General features: G+C 64.2%; 18 protein-coding genes. 10 read left to right on the plus strand and 8 right to left on the minus strand.

Annotated elements, in window-relative coordinates:
* The first annotated feature begins 85 nt into the window (after window positions 1-85).
* From AC1DSC_RS18970 to AC1DSC_RS18980, 3 genes are all read left to right on the plus strand, one after another.
* Window positions 86-937 (plus strand): ComEC/Rec2 family competence protein, encoded by an 852-nt coding sequence (locus tag AC1DSC_RS18970; RefSeq protein WP_478131898.1) that lies wholly within the window; start codon window positions 86-88, stop codon window positions 935-937.
* Window positions 934-1638, plus strand: a complete 705-nt coding sequence (locus tag AC1DSC_RS18975; RefSeq protein ID WP_478131899.1) for a hypothetical protein — start codon at window positions 934-936, stop codon at window positions 1636-1638. Before AC1DSC_RS18970 ends, AC1DSC_RS18975 begins: the two co-directional genes overlap by 4 nt.
* Window positions 1639-1765: 127 nt before the next feature.
* Window positions 1766-2851: a hypothetical protein gene (locus tag AC1DSC_RS18980; protein ID WP_478131900.1), complete on the plus strand. Its 1086-nt coding sequence runs from the start codon at window positions 1766-1768 to the stop codon at window positions 2849-2851.
* 39 nt (window positions 2852-2890) lie between these two features.
* Here AC1DSC_RS18980 and AC1DSC_RS18985 read toward each other — a convergent pair whose 3' ends face one another.
* The 7 genes from AC1DSC_RS18985 to AC1DSC_RS19015 all read right to left on the minus strand — a co-directional run bounded on the left by AC1DSC_RS18985 (window position 2891) and on the right by AC1DSC_RS19015 (window position 10512).
* Window positions 2891-4354, minus strand: coding sequence for a hypothetical protein (locus tag AC1DSC_RS18985; protein WP_478131901.1), 1464 nt, complete (start codon window positions 4352-4354; stop codon window positions 2891-2893).
* Entirely contained in the window at window positions 4351-5319 is a 969-nt protein-coding gene (locus AC1DSC_RS18990) for an MvdC/MvdD family ATP grasp protein (RefSeq protein WP_478131902.1), read from the minus strand. The genes AC1DSC_RS18985 and AC1DSC_RS18990 overlap by 4 nt, the downstream gene beginning before the upstream one ends.
* 203 nt (window positions 5320-5522) lie before the next feature.
* Window positions 5523-5699 (minus strand): hypothetical protein, encoded by a 177-nt coding sequence (locus AC1DSC_RS18995; protein WP_478131903.1) that lies wholly within the window; start codon window positions 5697-5699, stop codon window positions 5523-5525.
* A gap of 138 nt (window positions 5700-5837) precedes the next feature.
* Window positions 5838-6014: a hypothetical protein gene (locus AC1DSC_RS19000; RefSeq protein ID WP_478131904.1), complete on the minus strand. Its 177-nt coding sequence runs from the start codon at window positions 6012-6014 to the stop codon at window positions 5838-5840.
* A gap of 201 nt (window positions 6015-6215) precedes the next feature.
* On the minus strand, window positions 6216-7604 hold the full coding sequence (locus AC1DSC_RS19005) for a tyrosine-type recombinase/integrase (RefSeq protein WP_478131905.1): 1389 nt from the start codon (window positions 7602-7604) through the stop codon (window positions 6216-6218).
* Between the two features lie 252 nt (window positions 7605-7856).
* The gene (locus AC1DSC_RS19010) at window positions 7857-9098 is read right to left on the minus strand and encodes a phosphatase PAP2 family protein (RefSeq protein WP_369663213.1); all 1242 of its coding nucleotides are present in this window, start codon (window positions 9096-9098) and stop codon (window positions 7857-7859) included.
* Between the two features lie 118 nt (window positions 9099-9216).
* Window positions 9217-10512, minus strand: a complete 1296-nt coding sequence (locus AC1DSC_RS19015) for an ArgE/DapE family deacylase (RefSeq protein ID WP_369663212.1) — start codon at window positions 10510-10512, stop codon at window positions 9217-9219.
* Between the two features lie 294 nt (window positions 10513-10806).
* Here AC1DSC_RS19015 and AC1DSC_RS19020 point away from each other — a divergent pair, with 294 nt between their 5' ends.
* Entirely contained in the window at window positions 10807-11391 is a 585-nt protein-coding gene (locus tag AC1DSC_RS19020) for a BPSL1445 family SYLF domain-containing lipoprotein (RefSeq protein WP_015866532.1), read from the plus strand.
* On the opposite strand, the gene AC1DSC_RS19025 is transcribed toward AC1DSC_RS19020, so the two are convergent.
* Window positions 11372-12238, minus strand: coding sequence for a ParB N-terminal domain-containing protein (locus tag AC1DSC_RS19025; RefSeq protein WP_369663211.1), 867 nt, complete (start codon window positions 12236-12238; stop codon window positions 11372-11374). The two genes, AC1DSC_RS19020 and AC1DSC_RS19025, sit on opposite strands and share 20 nt — an antisense overlap.
* Before the next feature lie 304 nt (window positions 12239-12542).
* Here AC1DSC_RS19025 and AC1DSC_RS19030 point away from each other — a divergent pair, with 304 nt between their 5' ends.
* The 6 genes from AC1DSC_RS19030 (at window position 12543) to AC1DSC_RS19055 (ending at window position 16152) form a co-directional block, all read left to right on the plus strand.
* Complete coding sequence (locus tag AC1DSC_RS19030; RefSeq protein ID WP_062366142.1) at window positions 12543-13088, plus strand: sigma-70 family RNA polymerase sigma factor; 546 nt, start codon at window positions 12543-12545, stop codon at window positions 13086-13088.
* A 96-nt stretch (window positions 13089-13184) separates the two neighbouring features.
* Entirely contained in the window at window positions 13185-13388 is a 204-nt protein-coding gene (locus tag AC1DSC_RS19035; protein WP_062366144.1) for a hypothetical protein, read from the plus strand.
* A 104-nt stretch (window positions 13389-13492) separates the two neighbouring features.
* The gene (locus tag AC1DSC_RS19040; RefSeq protein WP_369663210.1) at window positions 13493-13750 is read left to right on the plus strand and encodes an MbtH family protein; all 258 of its coding nucleotides are present in this window, start codon (window positions 13493-13495) and stop codon (window positions 13748-13750) included.
* A 5-nt stretch (window positions 13751-13755) separates the two neighbouring features.
* Window positions 13756-14496, plus strand: coding sequence for a thioesterase II family protein (locus AC1DSC_RS19045; protein WP_369663209.1), 741 nt, complete (start codon window positions 13756-13758; stop codon window positions 14494-14496).
* Window positions 14474-15163, plus strand: coding sequence for a 4'-phosphopantetheinyl transferase family protein (locus AC1DSC_RS19050; RefSeq protein WP_369663208.1), 690 nt, complete (start codon window positions 14474-14476; stop codon window positions 15161-15163). Before AC1DSC_RS19045 ends, AC1DSC_RS19050 begins: the two co-directional genes overlap by 23 nt.
* Complete coding sequence (locus AC1DSC_RS19055) at window positions 15160-16152, plus strand: TauD/TfdA family dioxygenase (protein ID WP_369663207.1); 993 nt, start codon at window positions 15160-15162, stop codon at window positions 16150-16152. Before AC1DSC_RS19050 ends, AC1DSC_RS19055 begins: the two co-directional genes overlap by 4 nt.
* The last annotated feature ends 20 nt before the right edge of the window (window positions 16153-16172 follow it).

Consider the following 16172-nt stretch of genomic DNA (forward strand, 5'->3'; position numbering starts at 1 on the left):
ATGCGCCGTCAGCAGGCGCAAGCGTCCGTGCTACCCCGAATGAGCTGCACAGCGCGGTGTACTGAAGGACAGCATGCCTGGCACCATGATCCTGCAGATATGGGACGTGCAACACGGCGCGTGCGCCATGCTGACCCATGAATCCGAGTACGGCGTGCAGGGCCGCTTGGCGATGATCGACTCGGGTGACAATGGGATGACCGGCTGGAAGCCGAGTACCTATATCAAGAATTACTTGCGGCGCGACGTGCTGGACTACCTGTTCATCACGAATGCCGATCTCGACCACATGAGCGACCTGAACAATCTGTGGCGGGAAGGCATTGCCGTGTCGTCCTTCTACAGGAATCGCAGTGTGTCGCCGGGCGCCTTGAGAATCATCAAGGAAGCAAGCGGCGAATTGACCGATGACATCGAACGGTACCTGACACTTCACAACGACTATGTGCATCCTCTCGATGCCCCGTTCGACCAGAGTATGGGCGGGATCGCGGCGACCACGTTCTTCAATCCGTACCCGCGCTTTTACGACACGAACAACTTGAGCCTCGTGGTGTTCTTCAAGTTCGGTCCGTTCAAGATTCTGTTTCCTGGCGACCTGGAAGAAGATGGTTGGCTGGCACTGCTAGAACAGCCGGCCTTTCGCGCGGAGCTGGCTGGCACAACGGTGCTGGTCGCCTCGCATCACGGCCGGGCGAATGGCTACTGCCAGCGCATATTCGATTACTTCGCGCCACAGGCGATCGTCGTTTCGGACAAGTCCATCGTCCATACCACGCAGAAGCCGCAGTATCAGTACGCGGCAGCGGATCATGGCGTACTGGTGTCCAACACCAACCGACGCCGACGCTGCCTGACTACGCGCAAAGATGGCTGGATTCTGTTCAAGGTGTCGGAGAACGGCAATTACACAGTCACCACGGAGTACAACGGATGAAAGACACCAAGGACTACAGCAGCAAGACGCTGAAGGGCCGAAACCTTGCATGGCTCGTAGCGACGCTCGTTCTGGATGTCCTTGTGCTCTTGGTCATCGCATTCCACACCGCGATTGACGACCTTACGCCCACGAAAGTAGCCGTCATCCGCACCTGCTTGACGGCGCTGTTGCCCATCCCAGTTCTGATTCTTTCGTCGCTCATTTCGTCCGACCACAAGGCGATCCTGGTGTTCTGGCGAATCAAACACCCGCTGCCAGGCGCGCGGGCATTCTCCGTGCATGCGCCGGCGGACCATCGCATCGATCTCGCAAAGCTGAAAAAGAACGTGGGCGAGTTTCCAACTGCGGAAAGAGATCAGAACTCGAAATGGTATAGCCTGTACAAGCAGGTCGATTCCGATGCATCTGTTGTGGACAGCCACAAGAACTATCTTCTGTTCCGCGACATCGCCGCGATGTCGCTGCTGCTCGTCCCAACGTTGCCGCTGGTCTTGTACTTCAGCGGCATCGATTCCACGCGCATGTACATCTCCGCAGTCTGGTTTCTGGGTCAGTACCTGGTCACCGCATTTGCTGCACGGACCACAGGGATTCGTTTCGTTCAGAACGTATTGGCCGTCCATGCCAGTCGGAAAGTGACCGGCTCAAAACCCACAGCGCCTAGGTCGGCATCAACGCAAGCGTCGAAGAATCAGTGAATTGCGAGCGCCAACATGTTCAACCTTGCGCAATCGTCCAGCGTCAGGAACGCCGACGCTCGCGAAGCGTAGCCCGACGCTGAAGAACAGGTAGAAGAATTTCAAGCGCTTCGCGCCACTGGTCTTTATGCCCAAAATTTCCCTGCAGTACCTTGAAGAAGGGTCGAATAGGAAACTTGTCCTGAGCGAGGGAGAAGTACAACCGCTCGGCTTTGACGAACTGGCAGGACTCAAGCTGCACGAGCCAATCAGCTTTCCGTTGCGCCTGTCCGGTGTCCGCGTCGCCAGCAGTGATTTCGACGATCTTGACGCCGACGGTGTGCGTAGCGTCGCGGCAGAACTCAATAGCACTTACGGCTCGACGGTAGTCGGTCTTCTTCAGGGCGGCTGGCTTCCATCGGGCCTGGCACTCGCCGATGCTTTGCTTTTGCCTGACCGCTGCACTGTCGCCGCGATTCGCAGTCGCTTCCTGGCCGGTAAAGTGAAGACCGGAAAAGGGGACGACTTTCTGGACTTTGCCGCGGGTTATCCGCTCAAGATCAATCCCATGCTGTACGCCATGGAAGGCGCATCCGGCACGGCGAGTCCCGAAGAGGAGGAACTCTCGGCTCTGTTCGATCGCGCCTCGTCGAAGATCTTGGAGGCGCTGCCTTTGACGGAGATCTTCCCTCCAAAGGCAGCGGTGATGCAGGGCGCGCTGGGTTTAATCCGTGACACCGCAGAAAGCCTCGCGCGCAAGCAGCGTTTCCTCGTCAAGGCCGTGCCCTTGATCGCGGGCTCGACCGGGCGCGTTGCGCGCGCAGGCATCTGGCGTGATTTGTGCGAGTTGGCCGAGCGACATCACGTTGCGAAGGCCTCGATGCTGATGTTGACGCTGCTGAGCGCGACATCAGCCCGGCAGGGGCTCAATCCCGCGAAGGGACTGCTCAAACCGAGCCTTCACTTCACTGATAAGAACGCCTTCAACGCACTGATGGACCTGCGATCGCTAGACCTGCTGATCGCCGCGGGAACCGACTTTCCGGAGCAGCGCGTGGTGCTGTTGACCGAAGACAGAGATCTTGCGCTGCTGTGGACCGGGCTGCAGACGCACAGCCACAGGCGCGAAGGCAGCAACATTCACTATGCGATCAACGCCCATCGATCACTGTTCGCTGGCCTCACAGACGCGGAACTGGGAGATATGTGGGCCATGCTCAGGCAACAGGCGTGATCATGTCAAAGGGCCGGTTCCGAGGCACCACGCCAACTGTCAGGGACAGATCGCCGGCTTCAGCGGAATCACGTTGGTCTTGCCGTCCTTATCGACGGGCTGCATGACCAGGACATAGATGTCGACGGCGCGATCGGACTGAAGCTCCGTGGCCCCCACGCGAGGGCCAACTTGGCCTGCACCGCCTACGGACACGACACTGCTACCGACATCGAAGCCCGGAACTTGGGCGAGCACTCGGTCGCGCACCCAAACGGCCCGGCTCATGGCCAACGCCTGATTCGAGCCATAGAGCGCCGCCTTTTCGATCCTCAAGGGACGCTTGTCCACGCGACCAACGATCTGCCATCCGCCGATCCTCGAAGTCAGGTCGAGGCCAAGGGCATCGCGCAGGCATCGCAGCACACGATCGGCGGCCAGCACGTGATCGGCGTCAGGGAACGGTCCGACCGTGGCGATGCGAGCCAGCGCGACGCGGGTCTGCGGCGGGCCAGGAGTTGGAGTCGGGACTGGGCCTCGCTCGAAGAGCCGAATCTGCAACTCGCCGATCAGCTTGTCGAACTTACCCAGCTGAAGCTCGAACTTGGTTCCACCGAGCAGACTGAGCATGGTGCCACCTGTCACCAGAACCGCGCCAAGGGCGACATTCCTTACCGGCCTACCTGCGAAAAGCAGGACGAGGCCGGCTGCCAGAAGGGCAAGGCCACCGGCTGTGGTCGCCAACGGCAGGAGAGTGCCACCCGCCACCGATTCAGCAAAAGCGCCGCCGGGGCCGGGCGATACGCTGTTGATCGATTGCGCTGGCGACGGTTGGATCCGTCCAGCCTCTGTCTGCTTGGCTACCGTTGTCGGCTCCCACGTAACCGCGACCCAAGCCGCAGCGATCGCGACCAACATCATCGCGACCAGGAAATTCTTGATGGCACGATGGGCCACGGCCATGTGGTCGACCTTCGCGTCGGCGTTGCGGCGCCTGTCGCGCAGTTTGCTAAGCTTGCGCGAAATCTGCGCCCTCCATCGGACACCGTCGGCGGACCTTGCAGACGCGAAGAGATCGGCGGCAGTGTCCTCGAGCAGCGTGGTCCTGCTCAGCCCGCTGATCGCTGCGAAAAGGGCAACGAAAAGCTGCAGCACCAAATACAGGCTGCCGATCGCGAAGATCCATCGAGCCGGTCCTGGGGTGACCGGAAGCGTACCGGCGGCCAGTGCAACCAGGCCGCTGAGCACGATGGTCGCCGCGATCGACATGAGGCCCACGATGCTGGTGAGCCGAGCGTCGACGCTCTGCTTGCGCGACTGCTCGCGCTCAAGCAGTTTGTCGACCTCAGCAGAGTATTGCTCCAACCGCTCCGGCTCAGACTTGAGCTGGCTGACTGCCCGTTCATCATCTTTGGCAAGAGCGCGCCAGCGTCTGTTTGCCCGAATATCGCGAGCGCGCGCTGACCCTGCCAACCGCGGATAGACGAAGTCCGTCAGGTCCGTGCAGTTGAGGCGCGCCTTCATAAAGCGTTGTCCGCGGCCAGCCACTGAGCGACCGCATCGGAAATCCCGAGGTCGAGCATGTCGTCCAGCCACAGCCACTGGCCGCTCGGGTTTACCTCCAGGAAGACGAACTCGTCCTGTGGCGTTTGAATCAAGTCGATGGCTGCGAAGTTCAACGCCATCCGGTCCATCAACTCGAGCAAGCGTCGTTGCACATCGTCAGGCAGCGTCGCCCGCTGGTGAGGCAGCTCGGGGTTGTCTGTGTGGCGCCAGTCCACGGCTGCAGCGGGATCGGATTGCGAGTCGATCGCTGCCGCGAAGATCTGGCGGCCGACGATGGTCGCGCGGATATCGAACCGCTTCGGTACCAATTCTTGATAGATCGCGGGGCTTAGCTCCGCGCCTTGCAAATCCTCCAATTGCTCGAGCAGAAGTTCAGACGTGTAGATCGCACGTTCGACGCCGCCATGAACCACATGCCCCGTGCGCGCTGGTTTGACCACCATGCGGCCAAAGTCTTCAGCGGCGGCACATATGGCGGCAATGTCATTGGTGATGACGGTGCGAGGCAGGCGGAAGCCGAGCTCCTGCGCGATTGACAACTGATAGGGCTTGTTCTCCGCCTGCCACACGGCCGCCGGATGGCTCATCCATCGCGCACGCAGGCTGAGCATGCCACCGAGCAGCGCAGCCCGGCTTTCGCGCAGGCAGAACTCATAGATGCCGTCCTCCATGGACTCAGGTTTTGCAGGCGATCGGAGGCGGCGATACCAGATTGCGGTGGGCGGTGGAAGTGCTTGCCCGTCGATGAGGAGCCCGACGGTGGATGTCGCACCGTACGAAAGCGTTACCGACTTTGAGAACGGGAATTCTTCGGTGTTTAGGCGTCGATGCGGGATCGAACGGGCTGCCAGCTGCCGTACAACTTCATCGGTGGCAACGTCGGCGACTGTGCTGACGATGAGAACGAAAGCGTCATTCGTCATCCGTCGACTCGGCATTGACCCGTGTCAGGCGAGTGCCGGCCGCCGCTGCCGTAGGTGCGTCAGCAGCATCGATCCAGCAACCATTCACCTCTACCTGCGACAGTTGCCGAACTGGGTCATAACGCAGGCGGCGAGCAGCCGACGGCGGGATTGGCTCGGACCGGCGAACCAGAAAGGGAATGCTGGCGCGCTCAACAGCCCGCTCACGTGTCATCGGTGGTCTCGCTCTTAACTTCGGTGAGCTTGGTCAATCGCGACACGACGCAGCCCTGGCTGTCCACCGCGACGATTTGCGGTAGGGCGTCTTCGTCCAGGGACGCATAGGAGGCCCTGTCCCCGCTTGTCGCCTGCACCGAAGCAACGCGCAGAACGAGCGGCATCAAGCCTGTGCTTGGGCTTCCTACACCATCGGTTGGTCTGATGGCCGTCATCGCTTCCTTTCGTTGGTCGATACAGTCGTCCGGCGCGTGCGTGTGCGGCGCTCGGTCGGGTAAACGCGCCGCATCTGGTTTGGGCCTTCAGTTGTCGTCAGTCGTTTCTTGTGCGACCTTTGTGAGCCGCGTCACCCGCTCCATGAGGTAGCCATTCACGTCGGTCGACACGACCGCAGGAAGCGGTTCGTCGTCGTCACTCGTTTGTGACCGGTCGATAACGCCCCGCGCATACCCAGCACTGACCCGCAGGATGAATGGCATTGTGTTCATGTTGGGATCGATTTTATCCGGCAGTGCTGTGCAGGCTCCATCGCTTACGATGTCCAGGGTCCTCAAAGCAAGCATTCATGCGGGTTTCCGGTCACCGGGAACCATTGAGTGTGGCGTTCGGGATCTATTGGCAACTATGGCGTTGTAAGCACGGGCCGGGCGTCGCCGTGGCCCGATTGCCGCAGCTCCCGGCTAAGCCGCCCGCTGCAGCGGCAATACGTTGTTGGCCGTCAAGATCGCGTCGATGCGCTGACCGAGTAGCCGCCATGCCTCATGCTTTTCTTCGGCGTAGTCATGATGCAAATAGTGCCTGCGCACTTTGCTGCCTGGCAACACGTGGTTCTGGCATCGATCAATCACGTCTGGGCTGACGCGCAGCGCCTGCATCATGGTGGAGGCGGTTCGGCGCAGATCATGCGGCGTCCATTCGCCGTTCTTGCCATCAGCCAGCACCAGCGAGTCGTCGTTCCTCCGATGCGCGAGTGGCTTGCGGTTCTTGAACCGCGTCTGGCGATCGCCAACCTGCTTGCTGACGCTCTTGACGAAGACGTGGCCTTCCTGTTGGCTGGCAGGAAAGCACCAATCGGCTTTGCCGGTCAGTTCATGCAGCGCCTTGAACTGCCGCAGTGCGAACTCGGAGAGATAGACCTGCCAGTCAACGTGCGTCTTGGTGTTCTCGCGAGGAACGAACCAGGTCGCCTTCTCTAGGTCGATGTGCTCCCACCGGGCCTGAAGCAGCTCGCCAATGCGGCATCCGGTCCCGAGGCAGACCCACAAAGCGAGCTGCGTTTCCCGCTGTACCGGCCTGTCTGCGACCCGCTTGTCCTTCGCAGCCTCGTATGTGGCCGCCATGCTGGCGAAGATGTCGCGAAGCTCCCTGATCTCATTGGCAGAAAGGGTGCGTTCACGGATGCCCGGCTCGTAGCCTTGCGGTACGACTTGCTTCAGTTCGACCAACTCGGCCGGGTTGCCATGGACCAGCAGCGAACGCCAGGGCTGGCGCTTGATGGCCCAGCGGAACATCTGGCGCATCTCGGTCAGCATGCGCTCCGCAGTTCGGGCTCGTCCGCGTTTGCGCCCGACGTTACGAAGGAGGTCGAGTAGTTGGGCGTCGCCGAGTTCGCGCACTGGCGTGTCTCCGATGGTGGGAAGCACGTCCTTCTCGAAAGTCCGGCGAAGTTCGGCGTTGGCGTCTTTGCGGCTCACACCGTCGGCCAGCCAAGTCTCGAACAACGTGCGGAAAGGAGCATTGGCAGCCACCGCTGCAGCCTTTGCTTCTGCGGCCGCACGATCGGCTTCGGCGCGCTGCACCTGAAAATCGATGCCGTCTCGTGCGAGCGACTGAATACGGGCGTTCTCGGTCACCGCCTGGGCTAGAGACATATGCCCGTCGGCGCCGGTGCTGCCATATGGACGCGGCAGGCGCGCTTGAATCTGCTTGCCGGCTACGACGTACCGCACAAGCCAGGTTTTGGTGCCGTCCGGTGCCACGCGAAGGTAAAGGCCGCGGTCAGCCGTGATCTTGTAGCCGGCGTTCTTCGGCTTGAGTGCTTCAATGCCACGCACAGTCAGCTTTGCCATTCCCGTGTCCTAGCCGTGTCCTAAAAATCGGTGGATTTCAGTGTATCCAGCCGCACGAACGTGGACAAGAAATTGACGTAAGCCATTGCTGTGTATGGATATTTTCCGTCCGACGACGTCCGGGGAAATCCACAATTACTCACCTGTCACGCCGGGGGTCGCGGGTTCGAGTCCCGTCCACTCCGCCAGTCAAAGAACGGGTTGCATCAGAAATGGTGCAACCCGTTTTTCTTTGGGCTGTACGCACGCGCGCTATGCGTACGAGCGCGCGATGCCGCCGGGAGCCGGATCCTGGCTTCCGCCCAGTCTCGCTTGCAGGATGGCCAGCAGCGCCAGCACCGGCAGGGCCAGCTCCAGGATTTCCTCGAAGCTGTGCATCAGGTAGCTGCGAAAGGCCGCGGAAGAAGAACCCACGGCGAGCAGGTCCGGCTGCTGTCCGGCGAGCGAAGCGGGCAACTGGTCGAGGATGACCGCCGCCCCGATCACCGCAACGAAGGTCAGCGAGGTGGCGGCTTCCGGGCGCCATTGGCGCCAGGAGCGCATCGCGCGGCTGGCCGACCATGCGCGCCTGGCCAGCCATCCGGCTGCGGTGGCAATGAGCGCGAGGATGGCCGCACCAGCAAGCACCCGCGGAAGGGGCGCGTCGAGCAGGCCGGCGGCGCCGAAATGCGCCAGGTGCCAATCGGCCTCGCGCGCTGCAAAGGCAAGAAGCAGGACGCCGATGGCCGTGCGGTCCAGGCGCGAGAGAGAGGTCATGCGAACCATCGGCAGGCAAAGCACCGCGGCCAGGTACAAGAGCACCGTGCCTTTCTCGACCGGCCCGTCTTCTTCCAGCATGCCCGGCCCGACCATGCCGGGTGTATTCGAGCCGACCCACGCGGCAACGAGCACGAACACCATCACCAGGCATGGCCCGGCCCTGCCGTCAGCCAAGGCGCGCAACGGCCGCGCCAGGGTTGCCGCAGCCTGGGGCGCGAGCCTCGGCGCAATCGCCTGCATCGCAAACAGCGCTGCGGCAATGGCCGCACCCAGCAGCGCGCCCGCCGCGACATCGAACGGAAAATGAATGCCGACATGGATGCGAGCCCAGCCCGTGGCCACGGCGGCGGCAAGAATGACGAGCCCGACGTCGCGCATCGGGCGCCGCAGCAGCAGCACGAAGGCCATGGTGAACATCACCGAGGCATGCGTGCTGGGCAGTCCCGCGCGCAGGCCGTGGGGAACGTGCGCAGGGCTCAGCCCCATCATGAAGGGACGGGGCATGCCCACGGAGGCAGCGATCTCCTGCGAGACCAGGGAAGCCGCTCCTCCGGCGGCCAGCACCGCCAGCACGCAAGGCCGCTGCGCAACTCGCCGCCACGCGGCCCAGGCCAGAACCGCTGCGCAAGCCCACGACGAACCCAGCGCGATGGCCGATGCCAGTTGAAGCACCGCGGGCGAGGGAGAAAAGCCCGCCGCAAGTGCATCGAAGAGCGCGAGATTCAGCGGATGCATCCTTTTTGATTCACTTTCCTTGCGGGTCCGGGCCGTCCACGCGAACGGCGTGGCTGCATCGTAAAACGAGCTTCGCCGCGCGGGTGTGACACGACGCTTCTTCTTCGGTCTCGATCGATCAATCGACGCGCTCGACGCCGCACCAGCGCGCCATGAACACCGCCAGCACGGCGCTCACCTGCACCAGGCTGTCGATGGAAACCCACTCGTCGATGCCGTGGATGCTGGAGCCCGTGGGGCCGTAGCAGACCGCGGGCGTCTGCCCATAGATGTTGAAGAACTTCGCGTCCGTCGTGCCCGTGAAGGCCGTGGGTTCGAGCGGCTGCCCGACGATGTCCTGGTGGCACTTCGAGAGCTCGGAGACGATCGGCGAATCCAGGCCGAGGTCGAAGCCGTCGGCCTGGAAGCCTTCGTAGATCAGCCGGTAGCGCAGGCTCTCGCGGGCCGGATGCGCAGCGTAGGCGGCGGCCAGCACGGCCTCGACCTCGGCCTTGGCGCGGGCCACGTTCATGTCGGGATAGAAGCCGATGCGAATGTCGCTGAGGCAGGCCGAGGGCACCGACGAAGCCCATTCGCCGCCCTGGATCTTTCCGAGGTTGAAGTTGATCGGATGCGCATGGTGCGCGTAGCTGCGATAGCGGTTGGCGGGCTCGTTCCAGCGCTGCTCGAGCTTCTTGAGTTCAGAGAAAAGATACAGCGAGAAGTCGATCGCGCCGACGCCGGTCTGGGCCACCGAAGCATGCACCGGCTTGCCCAGCACCTCGAGCGCGAACCACAGCACGCCCATCTGGCAGGTCATCACGCCGCCGAGCGGCTCGGGGATGATGGCCGCGTCGGCGCGATAGCCCTCGACCAGGCAGGCCAGTGCGCCGTTGCCCGTGCACTCCTCTTCCACCACCGACTGAAAAAACACCGGCGATGCCGGTTCGAGCCCGAGCGACTGCAGCGCTGCATACGCCATCGTGTAGGCCGCAATGCCGGCCTTCATGTCGGCCGCGCCGCGGCCGTAGAGCCGGTCTCCCTCGATCACGGGTTGGAAGGGCGGGTGCTTCCAGAGCAGCTCGGCGCCGGTCGGCACCACGTCGATGTGGCCATTGAAGATCAGCGATCGGCCCTTCTGCGGCCCGCGGGGCCGGTGAATGCCCACGACGTTGGTGCGCCCTTCGTACGGAACGATGGAGGGCGAGTAGCCCGGATGCTGGCGGATCTTCTGCTCGTCGATCTCGAACTGGTGCACGCGCAGGCCCAGCTTCGTGAAGGTCTCGGCCATGAAGGCTTGCGCGCCTTGCTCGTGTCCCAGCAGCGAAGGATGCGCAACGAGCTGCTCGAGCATTCGAACGGCCGGCGCGCGCAGCGCGTGGGCGGCCTCCACGATGGCGGCTTCGGTGATCCGGTCTTCAGTGGGCTGGGGCATGGGGTCGGGGCCGCCTGCGTTGGCGGCGCTGGAAGAAGGAGCTTCATTCTTCCACGCCGCGCAGGCGCCGCCGCAGCCGCGGGTGGCCGGGCTGCAGGTGCCATGCCGACAAGGTAGTTTCCCCACGCCGGGCCCTCGTTCGCCAATGGCTCGACTTCGCGTAGGCCGTTTTCCCAAGTCGGCTCCAGCGGTATTTTGCCGTCTTAGCATGGCTGTTCGAACAGGCTGCCGAGGGCCGCGAAAGAAGAAAGCGCCTCGGCCTTTCCATCGTTCCAGCCAGTAAAGGAGAGCGTCATGCGATCCATCCAGTTCAGAAACCTTGCGCTCGCGTGTGCCGTTGCAGTGGGCGGCGCCGCGGTGGTGGGCTGCACCACCACGCGGCCCCAGGACCATGCCAGCACCGCTTCATCGCGTGCATCGATCGATGCCCAGGTCGACGCCGCACTGTCCAAGTTGTACGACTCGGTCAAGGGCTCGCGCGAGGTCGTCTCCTCGTCCAGCGGCGTGCTGGTGTTTCCTGCCGTGGTCGGCGCCAGCATGGGCATCGGTGCCGAATACGGCCGGGGCGCGCTGCGCGTGAACGGGCGCACCCAGGCCTACTACAGCACCACCGCGGGCTCGATCGGCTTCCAGGCCGGCGCGCAGTCGAAGGCCGTGATCTATGTGTTCACCACGCAGGCCGCGCTCGACAAGTTCCGCAACAGCAAGGGATGGACGGCGGGCGCCGATGCCACCGTGGCCGCCGCAACCATCGGCGCGAACGGCAGCATCGACACCAACACGCTGCGCCAGCCCGTGGTCGGCTTCGTGCTGACCAACGTGGGGCTCGAGGCGGGCGTTTCGCTGTCGGGCGCGAAGATCACGGAGATCCGGCTGTAGCCAACTGCGCCCGCAGTTCGGCGACTTGCCTGCGCAAGCCGTCGTTCTCGGCCGTCAGTTCGGCCACGCGCCGTTCCAGCATTTGAACGGCGTCGAGCTGCTGCCCTGCGGGCTGGTCGGCCGTGTCCGATTCGGCCGATGCCTCGCGCGGCTTGCGCCTGGCCTCGCGCACCCGCTTGGCGGCCTGCCTGAGTTCGTCCTTGCCCGCGTTCGCCGCCGAGACCTGCTCTTCGGCAGGCAGGCTGGCCACGGCCGCCGCCGTGTTGATGGAGATCACGCCAGACTTCACGGCCGCCACCAGTTCGGGTGCGGCCTGCTTCTGGATCTTCTCGATCATCACGACCTGGTTGCTGCTCAGGCGCGCGGCCCTCGCGATGGCTTCGCGGCTGCTCAAGGGAGCGGGCGAGGGCAGGGCCGCGGCGCTCTCGGCGGGCGATTCGGCGGGCGATTCGGCAGCGGGCGTGTCGGCGTCGAAGGGCGCGCCGTCGTCGGGCTGCGCCGTCTCGGCCAGCGCACGCGCACGGCGCTCGTCGACGATGTCCTTCTTTCTGAGCGCCAGCACGCCGCGCAGGAAGTCCGAGATGCTGCGCCGGCCGAGGTGCTGGTCGATCATCCACAGGTGCACGTCCTCGATGGTCTTGAAGCGCGTGTTCTGCACCGTCTGGAACGGCAGCCCGTGCTTCTGGCAGATGCCGTAGCGGTTGTGGCCGTCCACCAGCACATCGCCCCACAGCACCAGCGCGTCGCGGCAGCCTTCGGTGAGGATGCTGCGTTCCAGCGCTTCGTGCTCCTCCGGAGTCAATGGATCGATATAGGCTTTGAGTTCTTCGTTGACGACGATGTTCATGGGGACGGGATCGGAGAGAGGGGCGGAATTCTAGATGCAGGGTGGGCCCGATCATCCTGCCGTCATGCAAGCGCTCCACCATCGATGAGCGGACCGGCCGATTTCCGGCGCCCGCCTGTCTCGCTTTTGCGTGCTCGAACGTCTAATGGATATGGAGCAAGAAGAGGTCGGGACATCGGGTTTTTTTGTAGCCACAAGTAGTAATAATTCTCATTTGTATTGAAAACTTCAGGAGCACCGCCTTCATGTTGATGTGTCTGCATCCTCCCCGACCTTCTCCCGGGCGGTCCGCGCCCCGCCTCGCATGATGCGAGAGCCGGTCGACAGCGCGCTGCATCTTTCGGAGCCCACGCTCGCGGAGGTCTTCATCGCGAACCGTGCCCAGCTCCTGCGCGTGGCGCGAAGGATCGTTCGCACCGCGGAGCTGGCCGACGATGTGGTGCAGGACGCCTACCTCAAGATCACCGACGGCCCTTGCGTGCGCAAGGCCGACCGGCCGATCGGCTATTGCTGCCAGGTGGTGCGCAATGTCGCGCTCGACTGCTGCCGGCGCCACACCGTCGAGGCCAACTACCGCAGCTTCGATGTCGATGTCGAAGCGCTCGACGTGGCCGGCCCGCCTTCGCCCGATCGCCTGATGCGCGAACGCCAGGCGATCCAGGCCATCGACAAGGTGCTCGCGGGGCTCCCTGCACGCACGCGCCTGGTGTTCGAGCTCTACCGGCTCGAGGGCCTCACCCAGCGCGAGATTGCGCAGCGCCTGGGATGCGCGCTCGGACTGGTGAACGGTCTGATTGCCGAGGCGGCGCTGGCGATCAAGGAATGCGGCCGCCTGCTCGAGGACGACTGAGCCTTCGCACGCTTGCGGGATTGGTGTAGGGTAAAAGCCTTAACTCCCGCGCGGCGTGCCGATGTACTGTCGCGTGATGCATCACATCCTTCACGCATGACACAAGAACAGGACGATCCCATCTGGAGCACCGCATGGCAGTGGGTGCAGCGCGAGCACGACCACGAGCGCTTCGATGCCCCGGCGCGCGCCGAGATGACGGCCTGGCTTCTTGCCGATCCGCTGCACCGCAAGGCCTACGACAGAGCCGCCCGGCTGTGGCTGCTGGCCGGACTGGTGCCACCGGCCGCCAAGGAGTAGTGAACAGATCGCGTCCTGAAACGTCTTGTTGATCAGGAGCGATGAGATGGCCGCCTGGCCACCTGATCGCCTTTCACCCTGTTCAACCGCACAAGGACGCACCCATGTCGACGAGCTGCTTCGATCGCGAAGACGAGACCTTCATCGTTCTGGTCAACCACGAAGACCAGTACTCCATCTGGCCCCACTGGAAGGCCGTGCCGAAGGGATGGACGGCGGTCGAGGGCGCCAAGGGCGACAAGAAGACCGTGCTGGCCCATGTCGAGCAGAACTGGACCGACATGCGTCCGCGCTCGCTGCGCGAATGGATGGCGCAGCAGAACCCGGCGACCGGAACTGCAGCCCAAACCACGGCTGGCTGACGCGCATGGACGCGAGCGCCTCGCTGCTGTGCCTGCCGTGTGCGGGTGCCAGCGCAACGATGTACCTGCGCTGGCGGCGGCTGCTGCCGCGCTGGGTCCACGTCGTGCCCGTGGAGCTGCCCGGCCGCGGTGGCCGGCTGTCCGAGCGGCTGGTCCGGAACTTCGATGAGCTCGTCGCGCAGGTCTGCGCGGAGCAGGCCGAGGCGCTGCGCGGCAACTTCGCGATCTTCGGCCACAGCATGGGATCGTTGCTGGCCTACGGCATCACCCGCCGGCTGCGGTCGATGGGGCGCCCGTTGCCGCTTGCGCTGCTGGCTTCCGGCAGCTGCGCACCTTCGCGGCGCGATCCCGCGCGCTTCGCCGGCAAGACCGACGACGCATCGCTCGCGGCCGAGTTGCGCAAGCAGGGCGGAACGCCCGAAGAAGCCTTCGCAAGCGCGGAACTCATGCGCATCACGCTCGACATGCTCGGTGCCGACTACCGCGTGTGCGAGAGCTTCCGGTACCGCGAAGAAGAAGCGCCGCTGCCCATGCCCGTGCATGTCTTTGCCGGGCGCGAGGACGACATCGACGCGGCATCCGTCCATGCATGGTCGGCCGAGGTGGGCGGTGTCTTCACGCTCGACTGGTTCGACGGCGGCCACTTCTTCATCCGGCAGCACGAAACAGCATTCCTGGCCGCACTCATCGAGCGGCTTGGCCAAGCCGTTGCAGGAGAGCGCCATGGGCCTCGTGTCCTGGCCTGACCCGCTCCCCGCAGGCATCGAGGTCCACCGCCTCGACCTCGACCTGGACGCCGATGTCTCGGCCGAGCGCCAGCTGCTGGCACTCGCCGAGCGCGCGCAGGCCGACAGGTATGCGCGCAGCGCCGACCGCGTGCGCTTCACCGCCACGCGCGCGGCCCTTCGCGGCCTGCTTGCCCGGCGCGTGGGCTGCCAGCCGGCCGATGTGCGGTTCGCAACGGGCCCGCACCGCAAGCCCTTCCTCGACGTGGCCGGCGGCGATGCGCCGCTCTTCAACGTCTCGCACTCGGGCGCCCATGCGCTCATCGCGCTCGCCGATCCCCGCGTGGTGAGCGCCGTGGGCATCGACATCGAGGCCTGCAGGAGTGACGTCGATATCGAGGCCGTCGCTTCGCTCGCCTTCACCGGCAGCGAACGCCGCGCGCTGCAGGAAGCCGGCGACCCGCTGCAGGCCCTCTACAGCCGCTGGGTCGGCAAGGAGGCGGTGCTGAAAGCCGTCGGCGTCGGCGTGGCCGAGCACCTTCAATCCATCGGCATCCATTCCGGCGTGCAGGGGCGATACGTCCTCGAATGCGCCGTTCCCGAGTGGTCCGGCCTTCACGCCGTGGCGCTCGATGCGCCCACGGGCTATGCCGCCGCGCTCGCGTGGCGTGCCAAGGAATCGACATGAATGAAACGCTCACCCGCTTCGTGCGCAGCAAGGCGCCCGCCGGCTCCGACCTGCCCGTCCTCATGACGCCCGCGCATGCCGGCGAAGACCTGCTTTCGGCCGTGCAACGCCTGCGTCCGCAGATCGAGGAGTCGCTGCTGCTTGCCGGCGGCGTGCTGCTGCGCGGCTTCTCGGTGCCGGCGGTGGAGACCTTCCAGCAGTTCGCCTCGTCGTTCGGCCATCCGCTGCTGAAGTACGAGTTCGCCTCCACGCCGCGCTCCGCGGTGTCGGCCTCCACCGGCGCAGGTGTCTACACCTCGACCGAATACCCGGCGCACCAGAGCATTCCGCTGCACAACGAGCAGGCCTACACGCGCGAGTGGCCGATGAAGATCTGGTTCCACTGCGTGACCGCGTCGCCCGAAGGCGGCGAGACACCCATTGCCGACAGCCGCGCGGTCTACCGCCGCATGCCCGGGCACATCCGCAAGCGCTTCGAGCCCGGCATCCTGTACGTGCGCAACTTCGGCGAGATGGACGTGCCATGGCAGAAGGTGTTCAACACCGAAAGCCGCGCCAAAGTCCAGGCCTTCTGCGAGCGCTCGGGTATCTCGTGGGAATGGAAGGACGGCGACGGCCTGCGCACCCGGCAGCTTTGCCAGGCCGTGGAGACGCATCCCCTCACGGGCGAGCGGGTGTGGTTCAACCAGGCTCACCTGTTCCATATCTCTGCACGCGAGGCCGAGGAGCGCGAAGTGCTCGAAGAAATCTACGGCATCGAGAACGTGCCGCGCAACACCTTCTTCGCCGATGGCTCGACCATCAGCGACGAAATATTCGACGAGGTGCGTGCCGTGCTCGATGCGGAGACGGTGGCCTTCCCGTGGGAGGAGGGCGACGTGCTGATGCTCGACAACATGCTGGTGGCGCATGCGCGCTCGCCGTTCAAGGGGCCGCGCAAGGTGATCGTGGCCATGGCCGAGCCGCACGGCAATCTGGGCCGCTTCTAGAACCGCAGGGAGTCCGCAGG

Source organism: Variovorax sp. 01N425 (genome assembly GCF_056399465.1).

Coding starts and splice junctions, on each gene's coding strand:
- AC1DSC_RS19010 (WP_369663213.1), bottom strand. CDS start 9,098: ATGCATCCGCTGAATCTCGCGCTCTTCGATGCACTTGCGGCGGGCTTT.
- AC1DSC_RS19000 (WP_478131904.1), bottom strand. CDS start 6,014: ATGCCATTCATCCTGCGGGTCAGTGCTGGGTATGCGCGGGGCGTTATC.
- AC1DSC_RS19045 (WP_369663209.1), top strand. CDS start 13,756: ATGGACGCGAGCGCCTCGCTGCTGTGCCTGCCGTGTGCGGGTGCCAGC.
- AC1DSC_RS19015 (WP_369663212.1), bottom strand. CDS start 10,512: ATGCCCCAGCCCACTGAAGACCGGATCACCGAAGCCGCCATCGTGGAG.
- AC1DSC_RS19050 (WP_369663208.1), top strand. CDS start 14,474: ATGGGCCTCGTGTCCTGGCCTGACCCGCTCCCCGCAGGCATCGAGGTC.
- AC1DSC_RS18975 (WP_478131899.1), top strand. CDS start 934: ATGAAAGACACCAAGGACTACAGCAGCAAGACGCTGAAGGGCCGAAAC.
- AC1DSC_RS19040 (WP_369663210.1), top strand. CDS start 13,493: ATGTCGACGAGCTGCTTCGATCGCGAAGACGAGACCTTCATCGTTCTG.
- AC1DSC_RS18995 (WP_478131903.1), bottom strand. CDS start 5,699: ATGCCGCTCGTTCTGCGCGTTGCTTCGGTGCAGGCGACAAGCGGGGAC.
- AC1DSC_RS19030 (WP_062366142.1), top strand. CDS start 12,543: ATGATGCGAGAGCCGGTCGACAGCGCGCTGCATCTTTCGGAGCCCACG.
- AC1DSC_RS19005 (WP_478131905.1), bottom strand. CDS start 7,604: ATGGCAAAGCTGACTGTGCGTGGCATTGAAGCACTCAAGCCGAAGAAC.
- AC1DSC_RS19035 (WP_062366144.1), top strand. CDS start 13,185: ATGACACAAGAACAGGACGATCCCATCTGGAGCACCGCATGGCAGTGG.
- AC1DSC_RS18970 (WP_478131898.1), top strand. CDS start 86: ATGATCCTGCAGATATGGGACGTGCAACACGGCGCGTGCGCCATGCTG.
- AC1DSC_RS19020 (WP_015866532.1), top strand. CDS start 10,807: ATGCGATCCATCCAGTTCAGAAACCTTGCGCTCGCGTGTGCCGTTGCA.
- AC1DSC_RS18980 (WP_478131900.1), top strand. CDS start 1,766: ATGCCCAAAATTTCCCTGCAGTACCTTGAAGAAGGGTCGAATAGGAAA.
- AC1DSC_RS19055 (WP_369663207.1), top strand. CDS start 15,160: ATGAATGAAACGCTCACCCGCTTCGTGCGCAGCAAGGCGCCCGCCGGC.
- AC1DSC_RS18990 (WP_478131902.1), bottom strand. CDS start 5,319: ATGACGAATGACGCTTTCGTTCTCATCGTCAGCACAGTCGCCGACGTT.
- AC1DSC_RS18985 (WP_478131901.1), bottom strand. CDS start 4,354: ATGAAGGCGCGCCTCAACTGCACGGACCTGACGGACTTCGTCTATCCG.
- AC1DSC_RS19025 (WP_369663211.1), bottom strand. CDS start 12,238: ATGAACATCGTCGTCAACGAAGAACTCAAAGCCTATATCGATCCATTG.